This window comes from Bradyrhizobium sp. STM 3566, from assembly GCF_045571445.1.
Taxonomy (GTDB): Bacteria; Pseudomonadota; Alphaproteobacteria; order Rhizobiales; family Xanthobacteraceae; genus Bradyrhizobium; species Bradyrhizobium vignae.
This window is the reverse complement of sequence record NZ_CP120692.1, coordinates 5,799,473-5,817,384: the sequence shown is the minus strand read 5'-3', so window position 1 is coordinate 5,817,384 and position 17,912 is coordinate 5,799,473. Positions and strand designations below refer to the sequence as shown.

Genomic DNA, 17,912 nt, shown 5'->3' with positions numbered 1-17,912 from the left:
CCATTCTCGACCCGCGCTGCCGCACGATGGATTCAGGTGCGCAATTGCGCACCAGAGTTCACGCTTCGCGCGCTCCGGAATGACGGCGAGAGATCGACCGCATTTCTTCTCCCGGAACTGCCGCCGCACCCTCGCCGTTATGGTTCGGGGCCGCCAGGCCGCGTCAATTTTGCAGGCGAACGCTCCACCGCGGCCAGCCAATTTCCGCTAAAATGCCCGACACCCGCGCCGATGCATGAGGTCCGCCATGAGCTTCCGCCGCGACACCCTGACAAAGCCGATCTTCTCCTGGGCGCGCGGCGTGTTGCCCGCGATGTCCGATACCGAGCGCGAGGCACTGGAGGCGGGCGACGTCTGGTGGGATGCCGATCTTTTCACCGGCAACCCTGATTGGTCGAAGCTGCTGAAGGTCCGGCAGCCGACGCTAACGGACGAGGAACGGGCCTTCCTCGATGGTCCCGTCGACGAGCTCTGCGCCATGCTCGACGAGTGGAAGATCTTCTGGGAATTGCGCGATCTGCCGCAGGACGTCTGGCACTTCGTCAAGCGCGAAAAGTTCTTCGGCATGATCATTCCGAAGGAGTTCGGCGGGCTCGGCTTCTCGCCCTACGCGCATTCGGAAGTGGTGCGCAAGATCTCGACCCGCTCGATCGCCGCGGCCGTTACCGTGATGGTGCCGAACTCGCTCGGTCCCGGCGAGCTCCTGATGCGGTTCGGCACCAGGGAGCAGCAGCAGCGCTGGCTGCCGCGCCTCGCCGACGGCCGCGACATTCCCTGCTTCGGCCTCACCAGCCCGGAAGCCGGCTCCGACGCCGCCTCCATGGTCGACACCGGCATCATCTGCAAGGGCGACTTCGAGGGGCGCGAGGTCGTCGGCCTCAGGTTGAACTGGCACAAACGCTACATCACGCTCGGTCCGGTCGCGACGCTGCTCGGCCTCGCCTTCAAGGCTTATGATCCCGATCGCCTCGTCGGCGATCAGGAAGAGCACGGCATCACCGTGGCGCTGATCCCGACCAACCTGCCCGGCGTCGAGATCGGGCAGCGCCATCTGCCCTCGATGCAGGTATTTCAGAACGGCCCGAATCGGGGCCGCGACGTGTTCATCCCGCTCGACTATGTCATCGGCGGCAAGGAGCGGCTCGGACAAGGCTGGAAGATGCTGATGACCGCGCTCGCCGCCGGCCGCGGCATCTCGCTGCCGTCGCTCTCTGCTGCGGGTGCCGCCTATGCCGCGCGCACCACCGGCGCCTATGCCCGCATCCGCGAGCAGTTCGGCATCTCGATCTCCAAGTTCGAAGGCGTCGAGGAGCCGCTCGCGCGCATTGTCGCGACGGCCTACCAACTCGATGCGGCGCGCCGGCTGACCTGCGCGGCGCTGAATGCCGGCGTTCATCCCGCCGTCATCTCCGGCATCATGAAGCTGCACGCGACCGAGCGGATGCGGGTTGCGATCGACGACGCCATGGACATCCATGGCGGCAAGGCCGTGATCGACGGTCCGCAAAACTATCTCGGCAATCTCCATCGCGCCGTGCCGGTCGGCATCACGGTGGAAGGCGCCAACATCCTGACCCGCAATCTCATCGTGTTCGGGCAGGGCGCCATCCGCGCCCATCCCTATCTGCTCGACGAAATGAATGCGCTGGCGGATGCCGATCGCGAGCGCGGGCTCACCGCGTTCGACAAGGCGTTCTGGAAGCACGCCGGCCACAGTTTCCGGACTCTGTTTCGCGCCTTGGGCCGCAGCTGGACCTTTGGCGCATTCGCGCCGGCGCCCGATGCGGGCGATGCTACGCCATTCTACCGCCAGCTCTCGCGCTATTCGGCGGCCTTTGCGCTCTGCGCCGACCTGACGCTGCTGACGCTCGGCGGCGCGCTCAAACGCAAGGAGATGCTGTCGGCCCGCTTCGGCGACATCCTGTCCGAACTTTATCTGCTCTCGGCCGCGCTGAAGCGCTGGCAAGATGAAGGCCGCCAGAAGGAAGATTTTGCCGCGTTGGAATGGTGCATGGCGACCGGCTTCAAAACCATCGAGAGCCGGCTTGCCGAAATCCTCGCCAATCTGCCCAACCGGTTCGTCGCCGGCTTCCTCAAGGTCGTGGTCCAGCCTTTCGGCGCCCGTGTGCTCGGCCCTTCCGACCGCGTCGTGCACCGATGCGCGAGCCTGGCGCTGGAGCCATCGGCGGCACGCGAGCGCCTCACGCCGGATCTGGCCCATGTCGATGACGACGGCGGCTTTGCCCGGCTGGAACGCGCGTTCAAGCTGGTCGCGAGCACGGACGCCATCGCCAAGCGCCTGCGTGCCGCGCGCGTCCGCGACTGGAAGGAGGCGGTCACAAAAGGCGTGATCACGCAAGCCGAGGGCGAGCAACTCGCCGCTGCCCGCGAAGCCGTCGCAAAAGTGATCGAGGTCGACGATTTTGCGCCGGATGTACTGTCGCCGATTTACAAGAAAACCGTCAACGTGCATCAGTTCTTCCAGGAACTCGGTGAACAGAGGGCGGCGAGCTGATGGCGCGACCGGTATTCATCGTCGACGGCAGTCGGACCCCGTTCTTGAAGGCGCGTTCGGGGCCAGGTCCGTTTACGCCGGTTGATCTCGCCGTGCAGTGCGGCCGGCCCCTCCTGGCGCGCCAGCCGTTCGCCCCTGACAGCTTCGATCAAGTCATCCTCGGCTGCGTCAACGTGATCGCGGACGAGATGAATCCCGCCCGCGTTGCCGCGCTCCGGCTCGGCATGGGCGAGGACATGGTCGCCTTCACCGTGCAGATCAATTGCGGCTCCGGCATGCAGTCGATCGACACCGCCTACCGCTACATCCGCGAAGGCCATGCCGACATGATCCTCGCCGGCGGCACCGAGGCGCTCAGCCACGCGCCGCTGGTTTGGCCAAACGCGGGCGTGCGCTGGTTTGCCGGCCTTGCCACCGCCAAGGGCGTTGCCGCGAAGATCGCCTCGGCGTTCAAGCTGCGGCCGCGCTATCTCAAGCCGATCATCGGTCTCGAGCGCGGCCTGACCGATCCCGTCACCGACCTGAACATGGGCCAGACCGCCGAGGTCGTCGGCCATCTCTTCGGCATCACGCGCGCGCAGTCCGATGCCTATGCCGCCGAGAGCCATCGCCGCCTCGCGCATGCGCAAGGCGCGGGTTTTCTCAAGGGCGAGGTCGAGACCGCCTTCTCACGCGACGGCAAGTTCTTCGACCACGATGACGGCGTGCGGCCGGACTCGACGCCCGAGTCTCTGGCAAAGCTGAGGCCGGTGTTCGAACGCCCCTGGGGGCAGGTCACCGCCGGCAATTCCTCGCAGATCACCGACGGCGCGTCCTGGATCATTCTGGCTTCCGACGCGGCGGTGGCCAAGCACAAGCTGACGCCGAAGGCCGTCATCGTCGACAGCCATTGGGCTGCGCTCGACCCCAGCATCATGGGGCTCGGTCCGGTGATGTCCGTAACGCCGCTGCTCACGCGCAACGACCTCACCATCAAGGACGTCGAGACCTGGGAGCTGAACGAGGCTTTCGCCACCCAGGTGCTCGGCTGTCTCGCCGCGTGGAACGACGACAAGTTTTGCCGAGAGATTCTCGGGCTCGACGGCGCGGCCGGTGAGATCGACCGCGATAGGCTCAATGTCGACGGCGGCGCCATCTCGCTCGGCCATCCCGTCGGCACCTCCGGCAACCGCATCGTGCTGCATCTCGTCAACGCGATGAAGCGGCTCGGCACGCGGCGCGGCGTTGCCACCGAATGCATCGGCGGCGGGCTCGGCGGCGCCATGCTGATCGAGGCGGTGTGACCATGGATTCCAAGATCATGACTGCGCTTGGCGACCGGCTGCTGGAGCTCGGGCCCAAGCCGGCGGCAGACAGTCGCTACAAGCATTTCAAGTTGACGCGCGATGCCGACGGCGTCGCCTGGCTGCTGTTCGATCGCGCCGAGACGAGCGCCAACTCGCTGTCCTCCGACGTGATGGAGGAGTTCGACGCCGTGCTTGCAGCGATCGAGACCGAGCGTCCCGCCGGCCTCGTCATCCGCTCGGCAAAGCCCTCCGGCTTCATTGCGGGCGCCGATGTCAACGAATTCCGCGGTGCGTCCGACCCTGGAATGGTGGAGACGCGCATCCGCGCCGCGCATGCGGTGGTCGACCATCTGGAAGCCTTGAGGCTGCCGACGGTCGCGGTCATCCACGGCTTCTGCCTCGGCGGCGGGCTCGAGGTGGCGCTGGCCTGTCAGGCGCGCATCGCCATCGACGGCGCGCGCTTCGGCTTCCCGGAGGTGATGCTCGGCCTGCATCCCGGCCTCGGCGGTACCGCGCGGTTCACCGCGCTGGTCAATCCGACCCAGTCGATGGCGCTCATGCTGACCGGCCGCACCATCGACGCGCGCCGGGCCAAATCACTCGGCCTCGTCGATGCCGTGACGCAGGAGCGGCACGTCCAGGGCGCCGTGAGGGATGCGCTGTTCGGCCGGCTCAAGCGGTCCAAGCCCGGTCTGCTCGCGCGTGCGGCCAATCTCGGAGCGATACGTGGCCTGCTGGCCAAGCGCATGCGTGCGGAGGCGGCAAAGGCCGCATCCCGCGAACATTATCCCGCGCCTTACGCGCTGATCGATCTCTGGGAGACCCATGGCGGCAGCAAGGCCGCGATGCTGAAGGCCGAGCAGGCGTCCTTCGCCAAGCTGATGGTGACGCCGACCGCGCAGAATTTGATCCGCGTGTTCTTCCTGCGCGAGCAAATGAAGAAGGCCGCAGGCTCCGGCAGCACGGTGAAGCACGTCCACGTCATCGGCGCCGGCGCCATGGGCGGGGACATCGCGGCCTGGTGTGCGGGGCAGGGGCTGCGCGTCTCGCTCGCCGACATGAAGCCGGAGCCGATCGCGGGCGCGGTCAAGCGCGCGGCCGAGCTCTACGGCAAGATCATCCGCAAGCCCACGGAGGTGCGCGACGCGCTCGACCGCCTTATCCCCGACATGGACGGTGAGGGTGTCCGTAACGCCGATCTCATCATCGAGGCAGTGCCGGAGAAGCTGGAGCTGAAGCAGAAGGTCTATGCCGGCCTCGAACCACGGATGAAGCCCGGTGCGATCCTCGCCACCAATACCTCGAGCATTCCGCTTCAGGATCTGCGCACCACGCTGGCGCGGCCGGAGCGGCTGGTCGGCCTTCACTTCTTCAATCCGGTATCGCGGCTGCAGCTGGTCGAGGTCGTCAGCCATGACGGCACCCCCCCTGAGGCGCTGAAGGAGGCGCTCGCCTTCGTCGGCGCGATCGACCGACTGCCGCTCGCGGTGAGGACCTCACCCGGCTTCCTCGTCAACCGCGCGCTGACGCCGTACATGCTGGAAGCGATGGTGATGCTGGACGAGAAGATCGACCAGCGCCTGATCGACGCCGCGGCCGAGCAGTTCGGCATGCCGATGGGGCCGATCGAACTCGCCGATCAGGTCGGGCTCGACATCTGCCTCGACGTCGGCGACATGCTGCGCACCAAGTTCGGCGATCTCCTGCCGCCGACGCCGGCCTGGCTGCGCGAGAAGGTCGCCAAGGGCGAGCTCGGTCGCAAAGCCGGCAAGGGTTTTTACACCTGGAGGGACGGCAAGGCCGTGAAGGCGCCGCTGCCGGAGACCGGCCCGCGCGTCACCGACCAGATGATCGATCGCCTGGTGCTGCCGATGTCCAATGTCTGCATCGCGTGCTTGCGCGAAGGCATCGTCGATGATCCCGATGCGGTCGACGGCGCCATGATCTTCGGGACCGGCTATGCACCGTTCCGTGGCGGTCCGCTGAACTATGCCCGCACGCGCGGCGCGGAAAACATTGTATCCACCCTGCGTGCGCTGGCGGAGCGATTCGGCGAGCGCTTCGCGCCCGATCCGGGCTGGGACAATTTCAATTGAGCAATCTCGAGCGAGAGAGGCATGAACGAACAAGCCACGACCGGGCCGAGCGGTGATCTCTGCATCCGCACGCTGGCGATGCCCGCCGACACCAATGCCAACGGTGACATCTTCGGCGGCTGGCTGCTGAGCCAAATGGATGTCGGCGGCGGCGTGTTCGCCTCGAAGGTCGCGCGGTCGCGCACCGTGACGGTCGCGATCGAGGCGATGAATTTTCGCAAAGCGGTCTATGTCGGCGATCTCGTCTCGGTCTATGCCAATCTCGTGCGCGTCGGGCGCACCTCGCTGACCGTGCATCTCGAGGCCTGGGCATTGCGGCGCAAGGAGCTGCATCCGTTCCTCGTCACCGACGGCAATTTCACCTACGTCTCGATCGACGATCACGGCCGCCCACAGCCGATCGAGCGAAACGATCCGCCGAGCGCGACGTAGTCGCGCGCGACGCTCTGCCTCATCTCACGACGACGCGGCAAGCGCTGCCAAACGCGGCGCCCGTGCGTCATGCCCGTCGCGGCTTCGCCAAGAACCAGTCATAAAACGGATGAGGTACCGGCGTACTCAATTGGGTGTCGATTCGGGGTGGAAACGGCCTCAAATGCCTGGGAACCTTTGGGCAGGAGCACCGTTATTTGCCCGCACTGAGGAATCCACGGACCATGCCGGACAGCTACATCATCGAAGTCGATTCGCAGACCGCGGGTATCGTCGTTCGTTCTTCTGGAGGCTATCGCTTTTTCGCGTCATCCGACCGCTTCAACCGTCTCGAAGGCCAGCTCTTCCGCAACGCGCGCGAAGCAGAACGCGCCGCACGCAGGCTGGTGAATGGCGATGTAAAGGAGGCGGCGTAAGCGCCTTCCGCTGGTGATTTTGATGCGCGAAGCGTGGTCGGAATTTTTTGCCGCGCACGCCGCTGCCCTTCTCCCCTTGTGGGAGAAGGTGGCGCGAAGCGCCGGATGAGGGGTTCTATCGGCTGCCTCAAAGGCAGGTTGCCCCGCGGAAGTATACCCCTCACCCGACTCGCCGCTATGCGGCGAGCCGCCCTCTCCCACAAGGGGCCCCACAGGGGGAGAGGGTCAGAAGCGCGGTCACAGCTTCGTCGCTGCGCGCGACAAGAGCTTCCACTCGTCGCCCTGCTTCTGCCAGTTCATCAGGATGTGAAGGTTGGTCGATACTTTCTTCCCATCGGCGGCCATCTCCTGCTCGCCCAGCCAGTGGAAACGCACGATCGCTGCAGGGCCGACGACCTTGATGGTGGGATCCTTATATTCGATCGACAGGAATTTCGATTTGCCGTCCGTGGCATTGGCGATGAACGTCGCCTTGTCCTCGACCTTGCCGCTGGAATGGCTGTAGCTCAGCTCCTCCGCGCACAGCGCGCCCAGCGCTTTCGGATCGGCCGCGATCTGGGCAAGGCGGAAGGCCTCGACCTGCTTCGCCACGGCTTCCTCTTCCGCTGAAGCGGCGAGCGCCGGCATGGCGAACGCGAGCGCCGAGACGGCGAGAGTCGAGAGAGCCAGATCGCGTCGGTTGATCGTCATCGTTTCCTCCTTTTTGATCTTGGCCAGAGTGTTGCAGCCGCGCGCGGCTTTGTCGAGTGTCGCGGCATCGTCATGCACGCGCATGATTGCGCGACAGAGGCAATATTGATACCCCTTCTGTATTGATACGTTGGGTATTCGGAAAAGTGCGGAAATGATCGAGGCGAAAGAGCGAGCAATGGGGCGGGCATTGCTGTTCGATATCGACGGCACACTGGCCGACACCGATGCCCTTCATCGCGAGGCCTTCAATCGCGTGTTCGGCCCGCGCGGCCATGTCGTAGATGACGAGCGCTTCAAGCGCGAGCTCCAGGGCTTTTCCAACGTGTCGATCGGGGAGCGATTTCTGCCGGACGAAACGCCGGAACGACGGATCGCCATCCTCGACGAGAAGGAGGCGATTTTTCGCGGCCTCGTGGCGGGCCAGATCGCGCCGCTGCCGGGCCTGATGGCGCTGCTCGACCGGGCGGACGCCGCCGGCATCCCCATGGTCGCGGTGACCAACGCGCCGCGTCTCAACGCGGAGCTGCTGCTGTCGGGGCTTGGCATCACCGAGCGGTTCAAGGCGATCGTGATCGGCGACGAGCTGCCGCACGGAAAGCCGCATCCGCTGCCCTATCAGGAAGGGCTGCGCTTCGTCGGCGCCAGCGCGGCGGGCTCCATCGCGTTCGAGGACTCCCGCTCCGGCGTGCAATCGGCCGCCGCGGCCGGAATCCCGACCATCGGGATGCGCACCACGCTCGGCCATGCCGATCTCGTTGCAGCCGGCGCTATTGCGTCCGCGAGCGCCTATGACGATCCTGACCTGCTCGCGCGTGTTGCCACGGCAATGGCGTGGTGAGATTCCTGGTCGGCTAGCCGGTGGGTTCCGGCATTGACCGGAAGCGCGAACCGCCGCACCATGCATCATCCTGATTTGAGGCCGTTGCCGTGACCGGACTGACCCATCGCCAAGCCGAAATCCTCAACATCGCGCGCGCCTCCGGCCGCGTCATGGTCGACGAGCTGGCGCGCCGGTTCGAAGTCTCCGCGCAGACCATCCGCAAGGATCTCAACGATCTCTGCGAACGGAGATCGCTGACCCGCATTCATGGCGGCGCCATTATCGCCTCCGGCGTGGAGAATCTCGCCTATGAGGCGCGCCGTTTCGTCGCCGCCGACGAGAAGAAGGCGATTGGCGCTGCAGCCGCCTCGCTGATCCCGAACGGTTGCTCGCTGTTCATCAACATCGGCACCACGACGGAGGAGGTCGCGAGCGCGCTGACCTCGCACGAGGACCTCCTCGTCATCACCAACAATCTCAATGTCGCGATGCTGCTCTACCGCCATCCCCGCATCGAGGTGGTGGTGGCCGGCGGCACGGTGCGGCGCGCCGACGGTGCGGTGGTCGGCTCGACCGCGACGCAGCTGATCGGCCAGTTCAAGGTCGACTATGCCATCATCGGGGCGTCCGCGATCGACGAGGAGGGCGCGCTGCTCGACTTCGACTATCGCGAGGTTCAGGTGGCGCAGGCCATCATCGCCAATGCCCGCAGCGTCATGCTGGTCGCCGATTCCACCAAGCTGCGCCGCAGCGCGCCGGTGCGCATCGCCCACATCACCCAGATCCAGACCTTCGTGACCGACCAGGAGCTGCCCGAGCGCCTCGCCACGATCTGCCACAGCAAGGGCATCGAGGTGGTGGAGGCGCTGCCGAAGGGGGCGGATATCGACGATGCGGCCGATGCTCAGGATGCGGCACCGGAAGTCGCGCCGGTCGTGCGGCTGCGCTAAATTTAGGTGCCGCTCCACGGATTCAGCAGCGTCACGCCCGTAGGGTCGAAATCCCCCACATTGCGCGTAACGACCGTCAAGCCGTGAACAAGCGCGGTCGCAGCGATAAGGGCGTCGCGTTCGGCCCACGGGTTGGGAACATGCAGCTGGGCGCAACGCTGCGCCACGGCGGTGTCGATCGCCAGAATCCTTCCTTCGAAGCGGGCCAGAATGTGATCGTTGATCCAGGCACGCAGGACAGCACCTTGCGCCGCGTCTTTGCGCTCGATCAGGCGCGCACCAAGTTCAATCTCAAGAATCGAGATGGCGGACATGAAAAAATTCGCCGCAGGCACAGCATTGGCCCAAGCGAGGACATTGCGATTGGCCTTGTCCGGCCGCCTCAGTTCGGAAATGACATTGGTGTCGAGCAGAAACATCAGTCGAGATCAGCGGGCCTGGAAATGCCGCCGGTCACGCGAGGCGGTTCGAAATCGAAGTCCGCGTTCGCCTGTGCCAGAGCTTCGGCAAGGCTCATATGCCCGCCGCTCAGGCGCAAATAATCCTCGATCCTCAATAGGACATGGGCCGGGCGACCGCGGTCGGTAATAAAGACGGGACCCTGCGATGCGGCTTTCTTGGCGCCGCTGGTATCTTGATTGAATTGTCGGCTGGTCAGGGTGGTCACCATCGTTTGAGCCTCCAAGCCGTGGCTATGCTCCGCCTGCGGAATCTACGTAGAGATGTTGCTACATTCAAGTCCGCGAGCAGGTCGGTTGACGGGCCCGCATCAGCCTGCCGTTCAATCAAGCTGTTTGCCCCTAAATCTGCCCGCCCGGCTGCTGATTTCGCTGTCTCATTGCCGTTGAAAAAGTTCCTCTTTCACTTCCTTCCGCCTCTCTTTCGTCTTGCTTTCGTTTTCCGGTGTGATCTAATCAAAAACGAAAGTAACCGCTCGAGGAACGGGCGGTCGCCGGGGGATGCGTCTGTTGGAGCGTATTTTCGATCTCGCCATCATCGGAGGCGGTGTTAACGGTTGCGGCATCGCGCGCGACGCGGTGGGCCGCGGCAACACGGTTTTCCTGTGCGAAATGAACGATCTGGCGAGCGGAACCTCGTCCTGGTCGACCAAGCTGGTGCATGGCGGCCTGCGCTACCTCGAATATTACGAGTTTCGGCTGGTGCGCGAGGCGCTGATCGAGCGCGAGATCCTCTGGGGCATCGCGCCCCACATCATCCGCCCCCTGCGTTTCGTTCTGCCGCATCATGCAGGGCTCCGCCCCGCCTGGCTGCTGCGCCTCGGCCTCTTCCTTTATGATCACATCGGCGGCCGCCATCTGCTGCCCGCCACGCGCTCGGTCGATCTCAAGCGCGATGAGGTCGGCAAGCCGCTGATCCCGAACCGCTACAGCCGCGCCTTCGAATATTCGGACTGCTTCGTCGATGACGCCCGCCTCGTCGTGCTCAACGCGCGCGATGCTGCCGACAAGGGTGCGGAGATCCGCACTCGCACCCGCGCCACCGAGATCCGCCAGGCCGACGGCCTCTGGACCGTCAACATGGTCAACATGCTGACCGGCGAGCGCTCGCAGGTCCGGGCGCGTGCGCTGGTCAATGCCGGCGGTCCCTGGGTCGAGGACGTGCTCGGCCGCGGTGCCGGCGTCAATGCCAAGGCAAAAGTCCGCCTGGTGCAGGGCTCGCACATCGTCGTGAAAAAGCTCTACGACCACGACCGCGCCTACATGTTCCAGAACGCCGACGGCCGCATCATCTTCGTGATCCCGTACCAGGACGATTTCACGCTGATCGGCACCACCGATCGCGACTATGACGGCGATCCCGCCAAGGTGAAGGCGACGGCTGAGGAGATCGAATATCTCTGCAAGGCGGCAAGCGAATATCTGGCCAAGCCCGTGACGCCCGAGGATGTGGTTTGGACCTATTCCGGCGTGCGTCCCCTCTACGACGACGGCGCCAGCGAGGCCAAGGCCGCAACCCGCGACTACGTGTTCGAGCTCGACACGCCCGGCGGGACGCCGCTGCTGTCGATCTATGGCGGCAAGATCACGACCTATCGCCGGCTCGCCGAGGAGGCGCTGGAGCGGCTCGCGCCCTATCTTCGCTGTGCCAAGGCGCGCGAAGGGTGGACCGGCAAATGGCCGCTACCCGGCGGAGATATGGACGTCTCCGCCGTCGATGGCCTGATTGCGGAATTGCAGCGCGGCTATCCGTTCCTCAGCCATGAGCATGCCCGGCGCCTCGCGCGCGCCTATGGCACCCGTGCCATCAAGCTGCTCGGCGATGCGAAATCCGCCGCCGATCTCGGCGAGGCCTTCGGTGCGACCCTGACCGAGCGCGAGGTCCGCTATCTCATGGCCAATGAATGGGCCGTCACCGCCGAGGACATCGTCTGGCGTCGTTCCAAGCTCGGCCTGCGACTAACCGCCGACGAGATCGCGGCGCTTGACGGCTGGATCAGGACCCACGCCGTGCCGCAAAGTCCTCTGCTGGAAGCGGGAGGACGCTCATGACCGTGACACTCGATCACGTGACCCGGACCTTAGACGGCGTGCCGCACATTCGGGACGTCTCGCTGACGCTGGAGAGCGGCACGCTCAACGTCCTGCTCGGGCCGACGCTGTCGGGCAAGACCTCGATCATGCGATTGCTCGCAGGCCTCGACAAGCCGACATCAGGCAAGGTGCTGGTCAATGGCAAGGACGTCACCGGCGCCGACGTGCGCCAGCGTTCGGTCGCGATGGTCTATCAGCAGTTCATCAACTACCCCTCGCTGACGGTCTACGAGAACATCGCTTCGCCCTTGCGCGTGCAGGGCAAGCCGCGCGATGAGATCGAGGCGCGCGTGGCGGAGGCGGCAAAGCTGCTGCGGCTCGAGCCATTCCTGAAGCGCACGCCGCTCCAGCTCTCCGGCGGCCAGCAGCAGCGCACCGCGATCGCCCGCGCGCTGGTCAAGGGCGCCGATCTCGTGCTGCTCGACGAGCCGCTCGCCAATCTCGACTACAAGCTGCGTGAGGAGCTGCGCGCCGAGCTGCCGCGCATCTTCGAGGCCTCCGGCGCGATCTTCGTCTATGCCACCACCGAGCCGAGCGAGGCGCTGCTGCTCGGCGGCAACACGGTGTGCATGTGGGAGGGGCAGGCGCTGCAGATGGGCGAGACCTCTAACGTTTACCGCCGGCCGCAGACCTTGCGCGTCGCGCAGGTGTTTTCGGATCCGCCGCTCAATCTCGTCGGCCTCGAGAAGGGGAATGGCATGGTCCAATACGCCGGCGGGAGTGCAGCGCCCGCGTCCGGGCTTTATGCCGGTCTGCCCGACGGCTTCTACCGCATCGGCTTCCGTGCCCATCAGCTCGGGCTCGCCAGTGGCCAGGCCGATCGCCACGCCTTCCACGCCACTGTCACGGTGACCGAGATCACCGGTTCGGAGAGTTTCGTGCATCTGACCCGCGATGGTTCGAACTGGGTGGCGGTGCTGCACGGCGTGCACGAATTCGAGCCCGGCCAGACCATCCATGCCGTGCTCGATCCCAATGATGTTTTTGTGTTCGACGCGGCTGATCGCCTCGTCGCAGCACCGAGCTCCTGAGGAGGTGCGTCATGGCCCGCATTGACCTCGTCGATCTCGCCCACTCCTACGGCGGCAACGGTGCCGCGCCGGAGAGCTTTGCGCTCAAGCCCGTCACCATGACTTGGCGGCAGGGCGGCGCCTATGCGCTGCTCGGCCCGAGCGGCTGCGGCAAGACCACGCTGCTCAACGTCATTTCCGGCATCATCACGCCGTCGCGCGGAAAAATCATGTTCGATGGTGTGGACATCACACCGCTGTCAACCCAGAAGCGGAACATCGCCCAAGTGTTCCAGTTTCCGGTGATTTACGACACCATGACGGTCGGGCAGAATCTGGCGTTCCCGCTGAAGAACCGCGGCGTGCCGAAGGCCGAGATCGACCGGCGCGTCGCCGAGATCGGCCGCCTGCTCGATCTCGAACCCTATCTCAATCGCAAAGCAACTCGGCTCACGGCGGATGCCAAGCAGAAGATCTCGCTCGGCCGCGGCCTCGTCCGCTCCGACGTCGCCGCTGTGCTGTTCGACGAGCCGCTGACGGTGATCGATCCCGAGCTGAAGTGGCAGCTTCGCTCCAAGCTGAAGGCGCTGCATCGCGAGCTCGACCTCACGATGATTTACGTGACCCACGACCAGACCGAGGCGCTGACTTTCGCCGACACCGTCGTCGTCATGCATGACGGCCGCGTGGTGCAGAGCGGCACGCCGGCCGAGCTGTTCGACAAGCCGGCGCATACCTTCGTCGGCTATTTCATCGGCTCGCCCGGCATGAACATCCTGCCAGCGGAGGTGCGGGGACGCGAGGCCAGGCTCGACGGCCACGTCATCGCGCTCAACCGCAGCTACGACAACCTGCCTGCGGGAGCGAAGATCGAGATCGGCGTCCGTCCCGAATTCGTCGAGGTGGTCACGCCCGCGCCGGGCCTGCTCACCGCGAAGATCGAGCGCATCGACGATCTCGGCCGCATCCGTTTCGCGCGTGCGCGCCTTGGGGACGCAAAGCTCGCGGCGCGCGCCCCTGGCGGCTTCACCAGTCCGGACGGCACCGCCGGGCTGAAATTCGACCCGTCGCATGTGCACGTCTATGCCGACAGCCTTCTGGTGGAGGGAGCCGCCTGATGGACAAGACCGTCAACCAAAAAGCCTGGTTTCTGGTGCTGCCGGTATTCCTGGTCGTCGCCTTCTCGGCGGTGCTGCCGCTGATGACGGTGGTGAACTATTCGATGCAGGATACGTTCGGCAATAACCAGTTCTTCTGGAACGGCGTCGGCTGGTTCAAGGAACTGCTCGATCCCTCGACCGATCTCGGCGGCCGCTTCCTCGCCTCGCTCGGGCGTAACCTGTTTTTCTCGCTGGTGATCCTCGCCATCGAGGTGCCGCTCGGCATCGTCGTCGCGCTGTCGATGCCGCGCGAGGGCTGGACGGTCGCGGCCTGCCTCGTGATTCTCGCGCTTCCGCTCTTGATTCCGTGGAACGTGGTCGGAACGATCTGGCAGATCTTTGGCCGTCCGGACATCGGCCTGCTCGGCTATGTGCTCAACGCTGCCGGCTTCGACTATAACTACGTCTCCAACGACATCGATGCCTGGGTCACCGTCATCGTGATGGACGTCTGGCACTGGACCAGCCTCGTCGCGCTGCTCTGCTACGCTGGCCTGAAGTCGATTCCCGAAGCCTATTACCAGGCCGCGCAGATCGACGGCGCCTCGCGCTGGGCGGTGTTCAAGGCGATCCAGCTGCCCAAGATGAATCGCGTGCTGCTGATCGCCGTGCTGCTGCGCTTCATGGACAGCTTCATGATCTACACCGAGCCCTTCGTCGTCACCGGCGGCGGGCCCGGCAACTCCACGACGTTCGTGTCGATCGAGCTCGTCAAGATCGCGCTCGGCCAGTTCGACCTCGGCAAGGCCGCGGCGCTGTCGCTGGTCTACAACCTGATCATCCTGATCGTCTGCTGGATCTTCTACACCGTCATGACCAATGCCGGCGTCGAACGCAAAGTCCAGGCTTCGAGCGAGGAGGCGATGGAGCCGAAGCCTTCGGCCGCGCTCAAACCCGTGCCCGCGCTCAAGCCAAAGGAAGGAGTGGCCTGATGCATTCGATTCCCGGCCGCCGCCTCGTCATGGGGCTGTTCCTGATCTTCCTGCTGCTGCCGATCTATTGGCTCGTCAACATGAGCTTCAAGACCAACAGCGAGATCGTCTCGACGATGACGCTATGGCCGCACACCCCGACGCTGCAGCACTACAAGCGCATCTTCACCGACGAGAGCTGGTATTCCGGCTACATCAATTCGCTCGAATACGTCGTCCTCAACACCATCATCTCGATCGCTGTGGCGCTGCCTGCGGCCTATGCGTTCTCGCGCTACCGCTTCCTCGGCGACAAGCACCTGTTCTTCTGGCTGCTGTCGAACCGCATGGCGCCGGCCGCGGTCTATGCGCTGCCGTTCTTCAACCTCTATTCGGCAATCGGGCTGTTCGACACGCCCTGGGCCGTCGCGCTCGCGCACTGCATCTTCAACGTGCCGCTGGCGGTCTGGATCCTCGAAGGCTTCGTCTCCGGCGTGCCGCGCGAGATCGACGAGACCGCCTTCCTCGACGGCTATTCCTTTCCGCGCTTCTTCATCAAGATCCTGGTGCCGCTGATTGCGAGCGGCATCGGCGTCGCCGCCTTCTTCTGCTTCATGTTCTCCTGGGTCGAGCTTCTGCTGGCGCGCACGCTGACCTCGGTGCAGGCCAAGCCGATCGCCGCGATCATGACGCGCACGGTCTCGGCCGCCGGCATGGACTGGGGCCTGCTCGCGGCTGCCGGCGTGCTCACCATCATCCCGGGCGCGCTGGTGATCTGGTTCGTCCGCAACTACATCGCGCGCGGCTTCGCGCTCGGCCGCGTATAAGGGGGGCGATCATGGAGTCTATTGCATGGATGGCCTGGACGCTGCCGACCGCGATCTTCTTCGCCGGGCTGGCCTGCACGCTCGCGGTGATGACGTGGCTCGCTGCGGTCTATCCGGAGGCCGAGCGCATCGGCGTTCTCAGTATTCCGACCACGCGCGGCGACCGTCTGTTCATCTCGCTGATCGCGGCCGCCGTCATCCATCTCGTGTGGATCGGCCTCGTCGGGACCGATCCGATCGCCACGCTGCCGATCGGCGAGGAGGAGTTTGAAATTTCGAGCCTGTGGCTCGCAAGTGGAATTTCGCTGGCCACGGCAGTGCTTGTTTTTCGCACGGTCTGAAGCTCGCGAAGGGACGGCCAGATCCGGGGGGCAACCCGGGCCTGTATAAAAGTTTGTCGCTGCAACGGAGGAACAACATGCGACAGTTTAGGAGAAGGAAAGGTCCATTGACCAAGAATAGTTTTCTGACCATGTCCAGCGCCGCTGCGATCGTAGCAGTGTCGTTCGCCGTCTCGGCGCCGGTTCGCGCCGCCGACGACGCCGTGATCCAGAAGTGGATCGCGGAATTCCAGCCCTCGACGCTGTCGAAGGAAGATCAGAAGAAGGAGCTGGAGTGGTTCGCCAAGGCCGCCGAGCCGTTCAAGGGCATGGAGATCAACGTCGTCTCCGAGACCATCACGACCCACGAATACGAGTCGCAGACGCTGGCCAAGGCGTTCTCCGAGATCACCGGCATCAAGCTCAAGCACGACCTCATCCAGGAAGGTGACGTCGTCGAGAAGCTGCAGACGCAGATGCAGTCGGGCAAGAACGTCTATGACGGCTGGATCAACGACAGCGACCTGATCGGCACGCATTTCCGCTACGGCCAGACCGTGGTGCTGTCGGATTACATGACCGGCGAGGGCAAGGACGTCACCGATCCCATGCTCGACGTCAACGACTTCATCGGCAAGTCTTTCACGACGGCTCCAGACGGCAAGCTCTACCAGCTGCCCGACCAGCAGTTCGCCAACCTCTATTGGTTCCGCTACGACTGGTTCACCAATCCGGACTACAAGGCCAAGTTCAAGGCCAAGTATGGCTACGAGCTCGGCGTGCCCGTGAACTGGTCCGCCTATGAGGACATCGCCGAGTTCTTCACCAACGACATCAAGGAGATCAACGGCGTCAAGGTCTACGGCCATATGGACTATGGCAAGAAGGACCCCTCGCTCGGATGGCGTTTCACCGACGCCTGGCTGTCGATGGCCGGCAACGGTGACAAGGGCATTCCGAACGGCCTGCCGGTCGACGAATGGGGCATCCGCATGGAAGGCTGCCGCCCGGTCGGCTCATCGGTGGAACGCGGTGGCGACACCAACGGTCCGGCCGCGGTCTATTCGATCACCAAATATCTCGAGTGGCTGAAGAAGTATGCGCCGCCGCAGGCGCAGGGCATGACCTTCTCTGAAGCCGGCCCCGTTCCGGCGCAGGGCAACATCGCCCAGCAGATGTTCTGGTACACCGCCTTCACCGCCGACATGGTGAAGCCGGGCATCGCCGTGATGAACGCGGACGGTACGCCGAAGTGGCGTATGGCGCCCTCGCCCCACGGTGCGTACTGGAAGGAAGGCATGAAGCTCGGCTACCAGGACGCCGGCTCCGCGACGCTGCTGAAGTCGACCCCGCCGGACCGCCGCAAGGCAGCCTGGCTCTATCTCCAGTTCATCGTCTCCAAGTCGGTGAGCTTGAAGAAGAGCCATGTCGGTCTCACCTTCATCCGTGAATCCGACATCTGGGACAAGTCGTTCACCGAGCGTGCGCCGAAGCTCGGCGGCCTGATCGAGTTCTACCGCTCGCCCGCCCGCGTGCAGTGGACCCCGACCGGCAACAACGTGCCCGACTATCCGAAGCTCGCGCAGCTGTGGTGGCAGAACATCGGCGATGCGTCGTCCGGTGCGAAGACGCCGCAAGCCGCGATGGATGCCCTTGCGGCTGCCCAGGACTCCGTGATGGAACGTCTGGAGAAGTCCGGCGTGCAGGGCGCCTGCGGTCCGAAGCTGCACAAGAAGGAGAAGCCGGAGTACTGGTTCGCCAAGGCCGAGAAGGACGGCACCATCGCGCCCCAGCGCAAGCTCGCCAACGAGAAGCCGAAGGGCGAGACGGTCGACTACGACACGCTGATCAAGTCGTGGCCGGCGACCCCGCCGAAGCGCGCGGAAGCGAAGTAAGCGGCGCGCAGCGTCATCAAAATGAAAGG

At 64.7% G+C, this 17,912-nt stretch carries 17 protein-coding genes; 14 read left to right on the top strand and 3 right to left on the bottom strand.

Annotation, left to right across the window (positions count from 1 at the left end):
• The first annotated feature begins 247 nt into the window (after window positions 1-247).
• From P6U27_RS28150 to P6U27_RS28130, 5 genes are all read left to right on the top strand, one after another.
• On the top strand, window positions 248-2,515 hold the full coding sequence (locus P6U27_RS28150; protein WP_209296702.1) for an acyl-CoA dehydrogenase: 2,268 nt from the start codon (window positions 248-250) through the stop codon (window positions 2,513-2,515).
• Window positions 2,515-3,798, top strand: coding sequence for an acetyl-CoA C-acetyltransferase (locus P6U27_RS28145; RefSeq protein WP_209296703.1), 1,284 nt, complete (start codon window positions 2,515-2,517; stop codon window positions 3,796-3,798). Before P6U27_RS28150 ends, P6U27_RS28145 begins: the two co-directional genes overlap by 1 nt.
• 2 nt (window positions 3,799-3,800) lie before the next feature.
• Complete coding sequence (locus P6U27_RS28140; protein ID WP_407192856.1) at window positions 3,801-5,897, top strand: 3-hydroxyacyl-CoA dehydrogenase NAD-binding domain-containing protein; 2,097 nt, start codon at window positions 3,801-3,803, stop codon at window positions 5,895-5,897.
• A gap of 21 nt (window positions 5,898-5,918) precedes the next feature.
• Entirely contained in the window at window positions 5,919-6,329 is a 411-nt protein-coding gene (locus tag P6U27_RS28135) for an acyl-CoA thioesterase (RefSeq protein WP_407192855.1), read from the top strand.
• Window positions 6,330-6,553: 224 nt separating this feature from the next.
• Window positions 6,554-6,745, top strand: a complete 192-nt coding sequence (locus P6U27_RS28130) for a hypothetical protein (protein ID WP_122404878.1) — start codon at window positions 6,554-6,556, stop codon at window positions 6,743-6,745.
• A 237-nt stretch (window positions 6,746-6,982) separates the two neighbouring features.
• Here P6U27_RS28130 and P6U27_RS28125 read toward each other — a convergent pair whose 3' ends face one another.
• On the bottom strand, window positions 6,983-7,435 hold the full coding sequence (locus P6U27_RS28125) for a nuclear transport factor 2 family protein (protein ID WP_122406829.1): 453 nt from the start codon (window positions 7,433-7,435) through the stop codon (window positions 6,983-6,985).
• Between the two features lie 154 nt (window positions 7,436-7,589).
• On the opposite strand from P6U27_RS28125, the gene P6U27_RS28120 reads away from it, so the two are divergent.
• Entirely contained in the window at window positions 7,590-8,276 is a 687-nt protein-coding gene (locus P6U27_RS28120; RefSeq protein WP_122404877.1) for an HAD family phosphatase, read from the top strand.
• Window positions 8,277-8,365: 89 nt separating this feature from the next.
• Window positions 8,366-9,208, top strand: coding sequence for a DeoR/GlpR family DNA-binding transcription regulator (locus P6U27_RS28115; RefSeq protein ID WP_122404876.1), 843 nt, complete (start codon window positions 8,366-8,368; stop codon window positions 9,206-9,208).
• 2 nt (window positions 9,209-9,210) lie between these two features.
• Here P6U27_RS28115 and P6U27_RS28110 read toward each other — a convergent pair whose 3' ends face one another.
• Together P6U27_RS28110 and P6U27_RS28105 are read right to left on the bottom strand one after the other, a co-directional pair.
• Window positions 9,211-9,627 (bottom strand): type II toxin-antitoxin system VapC family toxin, encoded by a 417-nt coding sequence (locus P6U27_RS28110; protein WP_122404875.1) that lies wholly within the window; start codon window positions 9,625-9,627, stop codon window positions 9,211-9,213.
• Window positions 9,627-9,878, bottom strand: a complete 252-nt coding sequence (locus P6U27_RS28105; protein ID WP_122406828.1) for a type II toxin-antitoxin system Phd/YefM family antitoxin — start codon at window positions 9,876-9,878, stop codon at window positions 9,627-9,629. Before P6U27_RS28105 ends, P6U27_RS28110 begins: the two co-directional genes overlap by 1 nt.
• A gap of 289 nt (window positions 9,879-10,167) precedes the next feature.
• Here P6U27_RS28105 and glpD point away from each other — a divergent pair, with 289 nt between their 5' ends.
• The 7 genes from glpD to P6U27_RS28070 all read left to right on the top strand — a co-directional run bounded on the left by glpD (window position 10,168) and on the right by P6U27_RS28070 (window position 17,883).
• Window positions 10,168-11,718 carry a glycerol-3-phosphate dehydrogenase gene (glpD, locus tag P6U27_RS28100; protein ID WP_209296705.1) on the top strand — a complete coding sequence of 517 codons (1,551 nt, stop codon included), beginning with the start codon at window positions 10,168-10,170 and terminating at the stop codon, window positions 11,716-11,718.
• Entirely contained in the window at window positions 11,715-12,791 is a 1,077-nt protein-coding gene (locus P6U27_RS28095; protein WP_122404873.1) for an ABC transporter ATP-binding protein, read from the top strand. The genes glpD and P6U27_RS28095 overlap by 4 nt, the downstream gene beginning before the upstream one ends.
• An 11-nt stretch (window positions 12,792-12,802) precedes the next feature.
• The gene (locus P6U27_RS28090) at window positions 12,803-13,888 is read left to right on the top strand and encodes an ABC transporter ATP-binding protein (RefSeq protein WP_122404872.1); all 1,086 of its coding nucleotides are present in this window, start codon (window positions 12,803-12,805) and stop codon (window positions 13,886-13,888) included.
• Complete coding sequence (locus P6U27_RS28085) at window positions 13,888-14,862, top strand: carbohydrate ABC transporter permease (protein WP_122404871.1); 975 nt, start codon at window positions 13,888-13,890, stop codon at window positions 14,860-14,862. The genes P6U27_RS28090 and P6U27_RS28085 overlap by 1 nt, the downstream gene beginning before the upstream one ends.
• On the top strand, window positions 14,862-15,668 hold the full coding sequence (locus P6U27_RS28080) for a carbohydrate ABC transporter permease (RefSeq protein WP_091898072.1): 807 nt from the start codon (window positions 14,862-14,864) through the stop codon (window positions 15,666-15,668). Before P6U27_RS28085 ends, P6U27_RS28080 begins: the two co-directional genes overlap by 1 nt.
• An 11-nt stretch (window positions 15,669-15,679) precedes the next feature.
• Window positions 15,680-16,009, top strand: coding sequence for a DUF2160 domain-containing protein (locus P6U27_RS28075; protein ID WP_122404870.1), 330 nt, complete (start codon window positions 15,680-15,682; stop codon window positions 16,007-16,009).
• 131 nt (window positions 16,010-16,140) lie between these two features.
• On the top strand, window positions 16,141-17,883 hold the full coding sequence (locus tag P6U27_RS28070; RefSeq protein WP_162500628.1) for an ABC transporter substrate-binding protein: 1,743 nt from the start codon (window positions 16,141-16,143) through the stop codon (window positions 17,881-17,883).
• Window positions 17,884-17,912 lie beyond the last annotated feature (29 nt).